The organism is Blautia sp. HCN-1074, assembly GCF_037890165.1.
Classification (GTDB): domain Bacteria; phylum Bacillota; class Clostridia; order Lachnospirales; family Lachnospiraceae; genus Blautia_A.
On record NZ_JBBKBP010000020.1, the window covers coordinates 68,673 to 83,364 of the forward strand.

10 protein-coding genes and 1 riboswitch are annotated in these 14,692 nt (G+C 40.5%); of the genes, 4 read left to right on the top strand and 6 right to left on the bottom strand.

Features of this window, described 5'->3' with window-relative positions:
• Nucleotides 1-156: 156 nt before the first annotated feature.
• On the top strand, nt 157-1,407 hold the full coding sequence (locus WKT11_RS15090; RefSeq protein WP_117675933.1) for an aldose epimerase family protein: 1,251 nt from the start codon (nt 157-159) through the stop codon (nt 1,405-1,407).
• A 117-nt stretch (nt 1,408-1,524) separates the two neighbouring features.
• On the opposite strand, the gene WKT11_RS15095 is transcribed toward WKT11_RS15090, so the two are convergent.
• On the bottom strand, nt 1,525-3,108 hold the full coding sequence (locus tag WKT11_RS15095) for a GxxExxY protein (protein WP_117675931.1): 1,584 nt from the start codon (nt 3,106-3,108) through the stop codon (nt 1,525-1,527).
• A gap of 171 nt (nt 3,109-3,279) precedes the next feature.
• A riboswitch (TPP riboswitch) is annotated at nt 3,280-3,383 on the top strand.
• Nucleotides 3,384-3,442: 59 nt separating this feature from the next.
• On the opposite strand from WKT11_RS15095, the gene thiW reads away from it, so the two are divergent.
• Both thiW and thiM read left to right on the top strand, forming a co-directional pair.
• Nucleotides 3,443-4,030 (top strand): energy coupling factor transporter S component ThiW, encoded by a 588-nt coding sequence (thiW, locus tag WKT11_RS15100; RefSeq protein ID WP_340285183.1) that lies wholly within the window; start codon nt 3,443-3,445, stop codon nt 4,028-4,030.
• On the top strand, nt 3,960-4,751 hold the full coding sequence (thiM, locus tag WKT11_RS15105; protein WP_117675927.1) for a hydroxyethylthiazole kinase: 792 nt from the start codon (nt 3,960-3,962) through the stop codon (nt 4,749-4,751). Before thiW ends, thiM begins: the two co-directional genes overlap by 71 nt.
• 278 nt (nt 4,752-5,029) lie before the next feature.
• On the opposite strand, the gene WKT11_RS15110 is transcribed toward thiM, so the two are convergent.
• From WKT11_RS15110 to WKT11_RS15125, 4 genes are all read right to left on the bottom strand, one after another.
• Nucleotides 5,030-6,358, bottom strand: coding sequence for an MATE family efflux transporter (locus WKT11_RS15110; protein ID WP_117676093.1), 1,329 nt, complete (start codon nt 6,356-6,358; stop codon nt 5,030-5,032).
• Nucleotides 6,359-6,763: 405 nt separating this feature from the next.
• Entirely contained in the window at nt 6,764-7,915 is a 1,152-nt protein-coding gene (locus tag WKT11_RS15115) for a double-cubane-cluster-containing anaerobic reductase (RefSeq protein ID WP_117675925.1), read from the bottom strand.
• Between the two features lie 39 nt (nt 7,916-7,954).
• A complete protein-coding gene (locus WKT11_RS15120) occupies nt 7,955-8,716 on the bottom strand; it encodes an acyl-CoA dehydratase activase (RefSeq protein WP_118630578.1) in 762 nt (253 codons plus the stop codon).
• 379 nt (nt 8,717-9,095) lie between these two features.
• The gene (locus WKT11_RS15125; RefSeq protein WP_243118122.1) at nt 9,096-10,460 is read right to left on the bottom strand and encodes a chloride channel protein; all 1,365 of its coding nucleotides are present in this window, start codon (nt 10,458-10,460) and stop codon (nt 9,096-9,098) included.
• Nucleotides 10,461-10,732: 272 nt separating this feature from the next.
• On the opposite strand from WKT11_RS15125, the gene pepT reads away from it, so the two are divergent.
• Nucleotides 10,733-11,950 carry a peptidase T gene (pepT, locus tag WKT11_RS15130; RefSeq protein WP_118630565.1) on the top strand — a complete coding sequence of 406 codons (1,218 nt, stop codon included), beginning with the start codon at nt 10,733-10,735 and terminating at the stop codon, nt 11,948-11,950.
• Between the two features lie 241 nt (nt 11,951-12,191).
• On the opposite strand, the gene WKT11_RS15135 is transcribed toward pepT, so the two are convergent.
• A complete protein-coding gene (locus WKT11_RS15135; protein ID WP_118630564.1) occupies nt 12,192-14,204 on the bottom strand; it encodes a right-handed parallel beta-helix repeat-containing protein in 2,013 nt (670 codons plus the stop codon).
• Nucleotides 14,205-14,692 lie beyond the last annotated feature (488 nt).

Sequence of the window (14,692 nt, forward strand, 5' to 3'; positions counted from 1 at the left end):
CTGTTTTTCCCTTGTTTTTTTATCTTTCTCCGTCATTTTTATAACTATCATTTTATTTTTTCTTGAAAAAATACTGTTTTTACGTTACAGTATGGCTATGTACCATAATAAAAAAGTACAATCTGAATTGTAATATGAAAGTGAGGAATATTTGATATGTTAATCAGTCAAAGTACTAAAAAATCACCATTTTCTGATATATGCAGGCAATATATCACTATCAGGCTGACCTGTAATGACGGTTTTTCTGTAACCTTATGCTCCATCGGAGCCTCCATTCGTCAAATTCTTTTCCCTGCTTCTGATGGTGGCTTAAAAAATATTGCGCTTGCTTTTGATGAGGATACCGCTTATTTTTCCAATTCACTCTATGCCGGTGCCACACTTGCCCCATGCGCAGGACGTATTTCACATGGGAAACTTTCTATAAATGACAGCGTTTACTCTTTATCGCTTAATGAAAATAATACTCATACTCTTCATGGTGGATCTCATAATGCATCTTTTAAAAACTGGGAACTCGTATCTGCTGAAATTGATACTAAAGATAACTTTGATAACAGGCTGATTTCTTCCGATAAATATTCCACTCACACTAATGCTACCGATGCCTTTTCTATCGAAACTACCACTGATATATGTCCCGCTCAACATAACCATACTTTAGTAGAAAGTGCTACTGTAATTTTTAGAATCATATTAGAAGACGGTCTGGATGGATTTCCCGGAAAACGGGAAATAAAAGCCATCTATACACTAAAAGAAGATCATACTCTCACCTTACGATATGAGGCAATTTCTGATAAAGATACATATTTTAATATTTCAAACCATACATATTTCAATCTGTCCGGTGATTATTCCAGTTCTGCACTAACTCATAAACTGCAGATTCAGGCTGACAAATATATCTGCAATACACCTGAATTCATTCCTGAAAGCATTGCATCAGTTAAAAACACACCTTTTGATTTTCGTCGGTCCATATCACTTCTGGAACAGATGCAAGCATATCCGGACGATATACAGCTGAAACGAAACAAAGGATTTAATCACGAATTTATCCTAAACCATGATAGTCCAAATCATGATAAAAATGAAAGAATTACAATGCCGTTGTCTTCACCAAATACGCCTGACCTGACATGCACTTCCCCAGACAATTCCATTCAACTTCAGATTACATCTGACGCTCCTTGCGCAGTTATATACTCTGGAGGTTATTTTGAAAACGGAATAAAGCTGAAAGATAATCAACTCACAAGCCCAAGCTGTGCTCTTGCATTTGAATTTCAAAGTTACCTGGATGCCCCAGGAAATTTTGACTTTCCATATCACATTACAAAAGCAGGAGAATTATGGAACAGACAAATCTGCTATCGATTTCTGAATCCTTCTGGAATGTAATCAGAAGTATAAAGTAGTAAAATGCCTTGAATATAAGAGTATATATAATATATCCTCTCAAATTTTCAAGGCATTTTATTTCCAAATCTTTCTACATAAAACTTACCAAACCGACATCTACACCACAACCTCAAGAATCTTTTTCTCTTTGTATCTTATCTCATGAATCCCTGTCTTCTTCTGCTTATTAAAATTAAAACTCAAAAGATATCCTCTCTCTTGTTTATAAATTTCCAGATACTCAAACAACTGCTTTTCCCCACGTTTATTATACTCATCACCATGCCAGATTTTCAGCTCAATAATAAACTGCTTTCCTCTATAATCAATAATAATATCTGTTCTCTTATTATCTCGCGTTCTCGCCTCAATATAATAATTTCCTGTCCCATTAATGATTGGTTTTAAATACAGCAGGAATAATTTTCTTCCATTTTCCTCAATAAATTTCTGATCATTATCGGAATAAATTTCTTCAAAATGCTCATAAAATTTCTTCATAACCAGATCCATCTGAAGCATTCCGGAAATAATAAACTGATTCCGGTCAGAAACCGCCGCCACATACATCGCATCATTAATTGCCATCTCAGCTAAGAACAAATCATACAACTGTGTCTCAAAAATTCTGTTAGAAATCGCAACAATTCCATGATTATCCTTAAGAAATCCAAATGTCACTCCCAGATTAATTAACGGAGTTTCTCTCTTAAACGGAAAACTTACTCCTGAGAACAAAATACTCTGCATCATCTCTTTCAATTTAGGATAATCCAGCAATTTCTTCGTCATATCATCAAACAATGTGTTTGGCTCTTTTAATAACAATTTCACTGCTTCCAGAACTCCCTCTTTTGTCCATACCAACACATTTGTCAAAAATTCATCCGTTCCCAAAATCCGCTCATCCATAATCTGGCATATCCGCGAAACCAGATACGGGTAACCGCTTGTATAATCATAAATCAGCTGACTGATTTCCCGGATATTCATTCCCGTCTGATAATCCCGCTCATATTCATTCAGCATGCTTTCAATATCTTTAACTGAAAAGCTCATGTCCAGACGAAAATCTACTGCTATATTCCATGGACTGTTATACTTCGATTCCTCCTGTGGATGCAGTTTTAGTTTTAAAGTTTTTACATCATGCACACCTGCCAGAACCACTGACTGAAATGTAGAATCCTTCCCCTGCTGCCATTTCAGATATTTCTCTCTCAGCAGTCCGAGAAAAGAAAGAAAAATCTGATTATCAGAACTTTTATCCACTTCATCTATCATCAAAACTATCTTTTTTCCACATGATTTACACAATGATGTGATTTTCATTCCAAGCGAACGCATTGGAAACTTTTCAGAAAGAGGGCTGATCCAGTCATTTACCGTTTTCTCCGCAACATTCTGTTCCCGAAGACATTCTCCAATATCAAGCACCAGTCCTTCTGCCAGACTGGTCAAAGATTCAAAATATTCATCTGCCGCCTCGAAACTCAAACTCAATACCAGATAATCTTCCCTGAGTTTTCTTTCCAGTAAAAATAAAGTCGTTGTTTTCCCATACTGCCGCGCACGGTTTATCGTGAAGTATTGTCCTTGTTCGATGTAATCTTTTGTGATGCGGTCAATTCTGTCACTGATATCTACCATATAGTTTTTCTCTGGAACACAAGTTCCTGTAATGCAAAATTTTTTCGCCATGACCGTATCCTCCTGACCTAGTTTACAGACCAGACGGATATACACAATCCGTCTTCGCTACTTGTTTGATTTGATTAAATTGTAACACGAACCAAAACCAGTTACAATCATCTCTCATTGACTTTTCCATACTGTTGTGTTACCCTAACAGCAGTAAAAAATTTGCATATGGATAATAACAACGGGAGCCTGTGTGACAGGCTGAGAGGAAGATATATCTTCGACCGCACCTGATATGGATAATGCCAGCGTAGGGAATGTATGAATGAATCGAAATCTGCCAGTGTATTATTCCGGCAGATTTTTTATATTCCACAACTTAAGGAGGTTCACAATGAACACAGACAGAGCAAAAACATTCCGAATGGTTATGCTCGCCATGATGGTTGTCATCGGCGTAGTCATTTCACCAATTCTGAGAATCGAGGGAATGTGCCCGACCGCACACCTGATCAACATCGTCTGTTCCGTACTTCTGGGACCATGGTATTCACTTCTGTGTGCCACTCTCATCGGAATTATCCGTATGATGTTTATGGGTATCCCACCACTGGCACTGACAGGTGCCGTATTCGGTGCATTTTTATCCGGTGTTTTCTACCGCGCATCCCATGGAAAAATCATCTGCGCAGTGATCGGTGAAATCTTCGGAACCGGTATTATCGGTTCTCTGGTTTCCTATCCTGTCATGGCATTTCTTATGGGAAGAAGTGGACTGAACGCATTCTTTTACACACCAATGTTTCTGGCAGCAACCTGCATGGGCGGTACCATCGCCTACTTCTTCCTGAAAGCATTAAGCCACTCAGGAATGCTTGCCAAATTTCAGCAAAGCCTTGGAGCAAAAGTATATGATCGAAAATCAGACAAGAACCAGACAACTCACCAGAGCAGCACAGCCGCTGATTCACTGCATCACTAATCCGATTTCTATCCATGACTGTGCCAATATCATCCTGGCGGCAGGAGGCCGCCCAATCATGGCAGAACACCCTGCGGAAGTAGCCGAAATCACCAGCCACGCGCAGGCACTGGCATTAAACCTCGGGAACATCACCGATGCCCGTATGGCGTCCATGCCGAAATCCTTAAAAACTGCCGGCAGTATTCATATTCCAGTCATGCTCGATCTGGTAGGAACTGCATGCAGTACTCTTCGCTATGAATTTGCGCAAAAACTTATGAACATTCATATGCCAGAACTTCTAAAAGGAAATATGTCCGAACTCCTTGCGATGTCTGGACAGACCGCTCACGCGATCGGTATCGACGCAGGTACACAGGATACGCTCACAGACGCCAACCGTTCCCACCTGCTGGAACTCTTCCAGGAAAAAGCAGCTCAGTGGAACACCACACTCCTTATTACCGGAAAAGAAGATATGGTTGTCTCAGCCGACAAATGTACATTCATTATGCGCGGCACTCCTGCCATGTCGCAGATTACCGGAACCGGATGTATGCTTGGAATGATCTGTGCTACTTATCTGGCAGTTACCGATCCGTTCACTGCTGCCGTATCTGCTGCTACAGAATTTGGCATTGCCGGGGAAAAAGCAGAAAAAAACAGCTCCGGTCCCGGAAGTTTCCAGGTGGAACTGTTCGATCAGTTTTATAATCTTACACAGCAGGATATTTTTTAGCCGAATCAAGTAAGTCTCTCCGAATAAACTGCATAACAGTTATTCCGTGTAAAACTATGTATCGAAAGCAGCTTAAAAATACCCTCCTATTAAAAAAGTCCTTCCAGATGCTTCAGATAAATTCTTATCTCATTAATCTCGGAAGGACTTTTTCTTTTACTAAAATAAAAAATTTCTTATTCTATATGCTTTTATAACAATCAATCGGATATTCGCCATCCGCTTTCGCTACTTGATTCGGTTAAACTCTTGCTATTCTATTATATTTCTTAAGTATCTTACGCCTCCGCTCCACGCATCTTCGCCAACTCTCTTCTGGCAAACACAATCGCCAGCACAAATGCCGCAGCATCAGCAATCGGACCTGCATACATCACGCCATCAATTCCCATAAATAACGGGAAGATAACAATCAATGGCAACAGGAAAATTACCTGTCGTGTCAGTGACATAACAATACCCAGCTTCGCCTTTCCAATAGATGTAAAGAATCCGGATGACATTGGCTGAATTCCATTTGCAAATGTCATAAACATAAAGATTTTCAGATAACGTTCCGCAAACTGGAAATACAGATCACTTCCTGTTCCAAAAATCCCCACAATCTGGTGTGGAAACAGCTGGAAACATAAAAAGAATATCGTTGCGATTACCGTACAGGCAGTTACAGAATAACAATACGCCTGTCGAACTCTGTCATATTTTTTCGCTCCGTAATTAAATCCCCAGATTGGCTGACTTCCCTGAGAAATTCCAATGCAGATAGCCATAAATACCTGATTTACCTTAGAAATAACTCCAACACACGCAATCGGAATATCACTTCCATAAACCGAATTTCCACCATAATAACGCAGAATATTATTCAGCACGATCTGCACAATTGCCATGGCAATCTGGTTAATACAGGAAGCAAGCCCCAGTGAAATAATTGCCTTCAGGTATCTCATTCTCGGTTTCAGCATCTCACTTGTCAGACTCATATTTCGGAATTTCCAAAAATATACAACTACCAGAATTCCAGAAACGATCTGCCCAATCACAGTTGCCCATGCAGCGCCCTTAATTCCCCATCCAAATACAAAAATAAATAATGGATCAAGAATCGTATTGATAACCGCACCTATCATAATACAAGTCATAGAATAAGTCGGGCTTCTGTCCGCTCTGACAACATGATTGCCGCCAACAGACAAAATATAAAACGGAAGTCCAAATGCAGTAATTCCTGTATAATCAACCGCATACGGCATCACATCCGTAGTTGCCCCAAACAATGTCAGCAACGGTTTCAAAAACACCAGAACAATCACCGCAAGAATCACACCACTGATTACCAGTGAAGATAAAGCCGTACCTGCAATCCCACTGGCCTTCTTCTCCCGTCCTGCTCCCATTTCCAGATTATAATTCGACGCACCTCCGATTCCCAGAAGCAACGCCAGTGCAGTGGCAATCGTCGTAACAGGAAATGCCACATTGGTAGCTGCATTTCCCAGCATTCCCACACCCTGTCCGATAAAAATCTGGTCCACAATATTGTACATTGCGCTGACCAGCATACTGATAATCGCAGGAATCGCAAACTTTGCGATCAGTCCACCCATCGGTGCTACACCAAGTGGATTTTGTCCCAGTGAATTCGCTTCCCGCGTACCTTGATTATTTTTTTCCAAGTAAAATTCTCCTTCTTTCCCTCAATTTTTCATAGGTTTTTCATTCGCAGCGTTATCCTTAATCTCCGTAACTGCCACTTATTTATAGTAAAATCCTATTTTTAATTTTACAGCACAGCATTTACTTTACCATTTCTTAATCTTTCCTGCAATGCAAAAAGCATGCAAACTCTTTCTGTTTTTAAAAGATTTACATGCCTTTTCTGTTATTATTTACTTTGTATTTTCTGAGCTTATTCACCAAAACATAATTCACAGTGCATAAATGTATTCGTCCAGTGGATATTAACACTCAGCTTTCTCTACTGACAGAAATACACATACCCCACTCCTGAATTACAGCATCTCGATCAACGCAGCAATTCGTGTATTCAGCTGTCCCACATCCGACTGAGAATAATCAGTCTCCACATGAAGATACGGAATCTTCTTTTCTTCCCTTACAAATCTGCCAACCTTACCAGCTTCCACATTATATGTATGACAGGCCTGTAAAGTCATCTCCACAACTGCCTCTACCTGATATTCATCAATCAGCTCATTCAGAAGCTCAAAACGATTCGGATTCGGAGTCATAACTGAACATCCGATATTCAGATAACGTCTCGCAATTGCCTCATAGATATCCGGATCACTCTCATCAATCAGTCTGTCCACACTCTTTGCACCGGAACAGTTTTCAAAAGCAACAACCACGCCGCCGTTTTCTTCAATGGCCTTCACAACTTTCATCGTAGCTCCGCCCATTGGACATCCTGTGATCAGGATACGATGTTTCTTTCCTTCATTTTTGCCTGCTGCATATTCTTCTTTTACCTTCGCTGTCAGTGCATCAATCTCTGCCGGAACCTTAGAACGGTCAAATTTAAAGGTTGTTCCATACAAAACATTGTAAAGATTTTCTCCTTTCATCGGTGCCGGATCCATTTTCATCAACTCATAGAAATCTTTCAATGCGCGACGTCCTTCATTACTGATACGAACTGCTTCACGCAGTTTCTCCTCTGTAATTTCCACGTCAAATTTCTTCTCCAGATATTCCTTGAATCGGATAATTTCACTCTTCCAATACTGCAATGCAGCCTCTGTCTGTTTATGCGGAAGTTCCAGAATAAATACATCTTTAAACTCAGACATAAACTCATACATTTTCTTTTTACCATCACAGGTAGTCTCTCCAACTACAACATCTGAAAAATAAAAGAATGGACATTTATCCGTCACTGCAAAACCATAGCTTGCCTTGATCAATGGGCAGAGATTTTTCGGCAGTGTCTGCTCAGCCACCGGAATCGTCTCATCAGACATCGAACATAAACCTACAGAAGCCGCACCCATCGCCATCGCGATCTCCTGTGGAAAATAAGTACAGTAAGAACCAATAACCGGAATATTCTGGTCCTTAATCTTCTTAATTGCAAGAAATGAATTCTTCCTCTGCTCTGCAAACTCCTCAAATACTTCAGGTAAATCTTTAATTACTTCCATTTTATATGTACCTCTCTTTCTTATATAGTTTTATTTCATTTATTTCGTTTTCTCTCTTGCAAGTAATGCCGCGCCAAGTGCTCCTGCATACCTTCCTTCTCTCATAGCACTGACATTACATTCCAGTTTCTCCGAGAGAATCTCTGCAAAATACGGACATTCACTCAGTCCTCCCGTAAGAATCACTGTCCCAGGAAGCTGTTTTCTCCTTGCAAGCTGAGCTACCTTTTCTGCCACAGAATGAACCACTCCCGCCGCAATATCTTCCCTGCTTCGTCCCTCTCCGATCATACTGATCACTTCAGACTCCGCAAACACCGTACATAGCGAACTGATTGGTACCGCATTACCCTGTGAGGCCAGTTCAAATAATTCCTCAATCGTAACTCCCAGCCTGTTCGCCATAATCTCCAGAAACTTGCCCGTCCCTGCAGAACATTTATCATTCATAAGAAAATCCTGGATCATCCCCTGCTCTACCAGAATTACCTTCGTGTCCTGACCGCCTACGTCAATAATAGCGCAGTCATTTCCCGCCATTTCTCTTCCGCCTCTTCCATGACACGTAATCTCCGTTATCACAAAATCCGCATAATCCACCGCCACACGTCCATACCCTGTAGCGGCTACTCGAACCACTTCACCCTTTACATCAATTCCTTCAGCCAGAAGTCTTGAAGCAATTTCTGAAGCCGTCTCCTTACTACTCCAACCTGTAGGAAGCACAAATTTAATTTCCTTATCACCAGTCACAACCGTTTTAGAAGCTGTCGATCCAATATCAATTCCAACGTAATATATTTTTCTCACCTGCCCTTCCTATCGCAATTCCAAAAAATACTGCAATAAGCCAACCCATCAGAACGCAAAACCCTGCGTCAGCACGCCTGCAGATATCTTCCTTGTCCTTCGCATTCTGCCGAACTGTCTTATTTGCATTATTTTCTGGAATTGCTATAGATAAATTAAGGTCTGCATTTACCTTATGTTACTTTCTATAATTTCCATTATACACTTACAATTTAAAAAGCAGAAATTCAAAAACATAATAAAAGCAGGGGATTTATTGTATTTGTCAATAAATCACTCCTGCTCTTAAGTCAGTTACCATGAGGCAAACAAGTCTCTGCCTACTACTTATTCATCTTTTCAATTGAAACAGAGGACTTCCTTGATTCGGTTAAAATCTAGTATGCTTATTCACATACTTCGCCTTATACTTCGAATACACAATCGTCTGATCCTTATACAGCCCATAATATCCTGAAGCCGCATAACTGATAGACACCGCGATCAGATAAAAAGAAACACCCTTAAATCCAAACATCTCAAATGCAATCAAAATCGATGTAATCGGACAGTTTGTCACTCCACAGAACACAGCAGCCATACCACATGCCGCACAGATAGACGGTGAAAGTCCCAGCCAGTTTCCCATCACACATCCAAACGTTGCCCCGATACAAAACGACGGTACAATCTCACCACCACGAAATCCTGCACGCATCGTCAATGCGGTCAAAATCAGTTTCCAGAAGAAATCCAATGGCCTTGCCTGCCCTTCTTCCACTGCTTTCTCAATCAATTCCGCACCAGCTCCCATATAATCTGTTGTCCCGAGAAGCAATGTAATTCCAATTACAAGACAGGCACCCACAACTACACGGATATAAGAATTTTTAATCCATCTTGTATAAACCCCTGCAACACCGTTCAATACCATACAAAATACAATACTGACCACTGCACATCCACATGCCACAACTCCCATTTTCAAGCCAGTCTCAATCGTCAGCTCCGGAATATCCACCACATGAAAAGCCTCTGGCGTAACTCCCATTCCGGCAGCAAACCCAGATGCGACCAATGAAGCGATCATACAAGGCATCAATGCCGTATAATACATAACTCCCACACTTACAACTTCCAGCGCAAACACAGCTGCCGCCATCGGTGTTCCAAACAATGCGGAGAAAGCTGCACTCATACCGCACATAACAATCACATGCCGATCCTCTTCATCCAGATGAATCCATCTTCCGAGCTGATTCGCAATACTTCCGCCAAGCTGAATCGCAGCTCCCTCACGTCCCGCGGAACCACCCGCCAGATGCGTAAGCGCCGTAGAAATAAAAATCAACGGTGCCGACAAAAGTGGCACATCATCCTGTGATCTTACCGTAGAAAGTACCTGATTTGTACCTCCATCATCCTTACCAAATTTCTCATACAGAAATACAATAATCAGTCCCATCATCGGCAACAAATAAAACGTCCATCCATTTTCCTTCCTGTAACTGGTCACTCCTTTTAACACAAAAGAAAACAGCGTACTGGCCGCCCCCACAATACATCCCACAACAACTGCTATCATCAGCCATTTCACAAGATTCCCCACATCACGCTGAATCTCACCACTATAATATTGCAGTTTCCTTTTTAATGTACTTTCTTCCACCGGACTATATTCTTTCGGACTTTGTTCTTCTGTACTCTGCTTCTTTGTGCCATTCTCCTGAATTGCGCACTTTTCCTCTTTCTTCATTTCCCCCTCTTGCCTTTCCTATAACAACCTCAGGATTGCTATAAATTATCTTTTTTGTAACTTCCTCTACCACTACAATAATTTCCGCTCAGAAAATTGTAACTGTTTTTATTCTAGCATATCTCAAGTATATCTTCCATATGTACAAAAACAGAAAAACTATCTTATATAAAATTTTTTACGTAGCTTCATTAACGTGTTATACTTACATCATCAAAGCTGAATACTTTTTTCAAAACACAATTCCAGCTTCATCCAGGAGGATTAAATTTATGAAAGCATACGAACGTTTATTATCTTATGTAAAAGTTTTCACCCCAAGCAGCGAAGAAACCAATACATCCCCATCCACACAATACCAGTTCGACCTTGCCAGACAGCTTGTGCAGGAGTTAAAAGAACTGGGAGTAGATGACGCCAGTGTAGATGAACATTGTTATGTCTATGGACACATTCCGGCAACCAACGGATATGAATCTCGCAAAAAGCTCGGTTTTATCGCACATATGGATACCGTATCTGATTTCTGCGATCATCCGGTTACTCCCGTTGTTACTCCAGATTATGACGGCAAAGAACTTACACTTGGAACCAGCGGCAGAGTTCTCTCCCCGAAAATGTTTCCTCATCTCTCAACCTTAAAAGGCAGAACTCTGATTACTTCCGACGGAACCACAATTCTCGGCGCAGATGATAAAGCCGGAATCGCCGAAATCATGACCATGATTGAACGACTGAACAGTGAAAATATCCCTCATGGCCCACTCTCCATCGCATTCACTCCAGACGAAGAAATTGGAATGGGACCAGCGCATTTTGATGTAAAAAAATTTGATGCAGATTACGCCTACACACTCGACGGCGATACAGAAGGCGAAATCCAGTACGAAAACTTCAATGCAGCCAGAGCAGTTGTAGAATTTACCGGCGTCAACGTCCACCCCGGTTCATCCAAAAACACCATGATAAATGCAGCATTAGTCGCTATGGAATTTAATTCCATGCTTCCATCAGCCGATACTCCACGCGATACCGAAGACTATGAGGGATTTTTCCACCTTTGTTCCATGAACGGCGATGTATCAAACGCTACTCTCGATTACATCATCCGCGATCACGATATCTCATCCTTCGAAGCCCGCAAAAAAACAATGCAGCACATCACCAAAATATTAAATGAAAAATGGGGCACCGGAACCGTAAACCTTACCATCACAGAACAATACCGAAACATGAAAGAAATCATCGACACATGCATGGAACTAATCGACTGCGCAGTTTCTGCATGCAAAGAATGCAATACCCCACCACTGATCACTCCGATCCGCGGCGGCACAGACGGCGCCCGGTTAAGCTTCATGGGCCTGCCCTGCCCAAACCTCGGAACCGGCGGACACGCTTACCATGGGCCTTATGAACATATCACTATAGAAGGTATGGATATCGCTGTTGAAGTAGTATTAAAGATTGTTGAATTATTTTATAAATAATTTCTATTTAACCAGATTAAGCAAGTACCAATAAACTGCAAAAAGTTATTCCGCATAAAAACACGTAACGTAAGCGAATGACTTTATCTGCTTAATTGACTTACTTCTCTTTATGGAAAACAAGACCCTCACTGCCAGATAAATATAACAGTGAGGGTCTCATTATTTATATATATTTCCATTTTCAAGCGCAACAGATATATTTATTGGCAATCCGCTTCGCTACTTACTCATAACTGCTTTACAGTTTGTTTAAAGCACAAGTACTCATATTAACGTTCTTCCCAATCTCTTCCTTCTCTGCAAAAGGTCCAGGAATTACCTTAGCACCTCTATGTCCACCAAAGTAGTCAGAGTCAAATCTTATCGGTGTTCCATCCGGATTTTCAAAAAATTCTTCCGGTTCAAAAGCTTTTCCTAAAATTTCTGTATTAATCATACGGTCCGAGAAATCTCCAAGAATCTCGTATATATTCGTATCCAGAATATATTTTCCATCTTTCTCTGTCAACTCTACCTTTGCGTTCTCAGAAGAAACAAAACCATCTTTCTCATGTTTCCATGCTTTGGCTCCATTAAGATAAACGTTTCCTTCACTCCACACCGGTAAATGATCAAAATGAACTGGTTCCAGTTTTTTCATATCAGCAGGTTTTGTGAAATCAAACTGGGAAATCCATTCGTCATAAGTTGGATACTCATCAAACATCCATGTTCCGACTCTTCGATTCTCAGAATCAAATCCATCGTCAGAATCATGCATTGTAATAAAATCTTCTGAAGGCCATTTCTGCACAAAAATATTATTATAGAAACGGTCATCTCCATGAAGTATTGTCATAAATCCCATGACCTCTGTGCGATGAGGCATATGATAAGGAGTATAACGCCATCCGGTTCCTTCACCCACACAAGTTAAAGCACCACAGATCAGGTTATGTACCATAGCCACTCCCTGCGTAGCGAAACGCAGACTGACATCTGACAAAAGAATATTGTTATCAATAAGAGTCGGCCCATGACCTACCTCAACAAAAATATCCTGACACATCATGCCGCCTTTTAGCTGTTTTGCAAATGCCGGACGCTGGTTATCATGAAGAAGGTTCTGAGAAAGTCGCGTACCCTGAGCTTCCCAGTCACACCAGATTCCCATCGTACAGTGATGAATATGATTTCTCCTCATAATAACATCAATTGCAGCATGCATCTTAATTCCTGCAATCTCTGCTCCACCAAGTTCCATCATATTGTTGATATGATGAATATGGTTGTCCTCAATAATACTGAATACACCACCCATTCGGCCAATAATACCACCCTGTTCACAATGATGGATATTATTTCGGCGGATAATATGACTTCCTACCTTTTCTTTAAGCCATCCATGATACTGTCCCCGGCATACCGCATCTCTTTCCATTTGTGTAGGACTCTTAACATATTTATTCGTAAAATAATGATCGTTATCAGGATCATAATATTTTCCAAGAGAAATACCTGCACATTTACTGTTGGAAATTTCGCAGTCCTCAATAATCCATCCTTTACTCCAATGAGGGCCAATCATGCCATCCTGATAAGCTGCCGGAGGAGCCCAGGTAGTAGCTGCTTTGGTAACTCCAAAACCACTGACTGTGATATATCCTACACCGGTTTTGGATGGCATAAAGCATTCACGACGTACGTTGATTTCTACATTTTCCTCATTCGGATTTTTTCCATGGAAATTAGCATAAATTACTGTCTCATCTTTTTCCTGATCCTGCTCTGTATACCATTTATAAGTAGATTCTTCCGGAACCCAGCTACACTCATAAACCGCACCTTTGATGCATTCTTCCACGCTTCCTGCTTCATAAAGAGCACGATTATTGAGATATACGCATCCTGTATGTTTATCAGCTTTTGCAAAATACCAGTCTCCATAAACCATAGTTGTATATGGATTATAACTGCCAAAAAGACTATTCGCTACACGACATACCCATACATCTTCCTTATAAGGAACCCATGTCTGGATACGTTCTGCTCCAGTGATAACTGCTCCAAGAGGCTCCACACTTCTATAAGTAATTCTGTTCTCCTCTGTACCGGCATGAACCGGATCTACATATTCCCGGTAAATTCCAGGAGCTACGAGAACTTCATCCCCCGGCTGTGCAATTTTCGCTGCATCATTGATATGGCGAAACGGCATCTGCTCCGTACCATTACCGTCATGACCAGCTTTTCCATTTACATAAATCTTCATGTAAAAACCCTCCCATGTATCTCCCTAAATCTCTCCCACTGCTTATTGCTTTCCACAATTGAAATAGGAAGCATACTCAATTCGATTAAATTAGATTCTATAGACTTTACTGACAATTTTAAATCTCATTTTTCTATAATACAATATATTTTTAATCCTATTTTCTATAATATTCTATAAATAGTTAATGTTTACTTCATGTCAGGTAATATATTTCGCAATATAAATTTATATTGTATGTCTCAGGATTTTGGCAGATACATGTCAAAGTACCTCACGGAATAGTAATATATAAACAAGAAACTGTATATGAACTGTTAGAAGTCTGTTTATCTATTTTTCCACACAAAAAAACCAGCTAATTATTAGCTGGTTTTTACTGTATCTTCAAAACTACATACATGTTGACATTTCCTTGAGATCATTCTTCCTGCGATTCTTGGTCAAGCCCTCACCCGATTAGTAACAGTCAGCTCCATGCATTACTG

Bases quoted from the DNA above. Each gene is read 5' to 3' on its own strand.
- WKT11_RS15090 (WP_117675933.1), top strand. From the start codon at position 157: ATGTTAATCAGTCAAAGTACTAAAAAATCACCATTTTCTGATATATGC.
- WKT11_RS15095 (WP_117675931.1), bottom strand. From the start codon at position 3,108: ATGGCGAAAAAATTTTGCATTACAGGAACTTGTGTTCCAGAGAAAAAC.
- thiW (WP_340285183.1), top strand. From the start codon at position 3,443: ATGAACACAGACAGAGCAAAAACATTCCGAATGGTTATGCTCGCCATG.
- thiM (WP_117675927.1), top strand. From the start codon at position 3,960: ATGATCGAAAATCAGACAAGAACCAGACAACTCACCAGAGCAGCACAG.
- WKT11_RS15110 (WP_117676093.1), bottom strand. From the start codon at position 6,358: ATGGGTGGACTGATCGCAAAGTTTGCGATTCCTGCGATTATCAGTATG.
- WKT11_RS15115 (WP_117675925.1), bottom strand. From the start codon at position 7,915: ATGGAAGTAATTAAAGATTTACCTGAAGTATTTGAGGAGTTTGCAGAG.
- WKT11_RS15125 (WP_243118122.1), bottom strand. From the start codon at position 10,460: ATGAAGAAAGAGGAAAAGTGCGCAATTCAGGAGAATGGCACAAAGAAG.
- pepT (WP_118630565.1), top strand. From the start codon at position 10,733: ATGAAAGCATACGAACGTTTATTATCTTATGTAAAAGTTTTCACCCCA.
- WKT11_RS15135 (WP_118630564.1), bottom strand. From the start codon at position 14,204: ATGAAGATTTATGTAAATGGAAAAGCTGGTCATGACGGTAATGGTACG.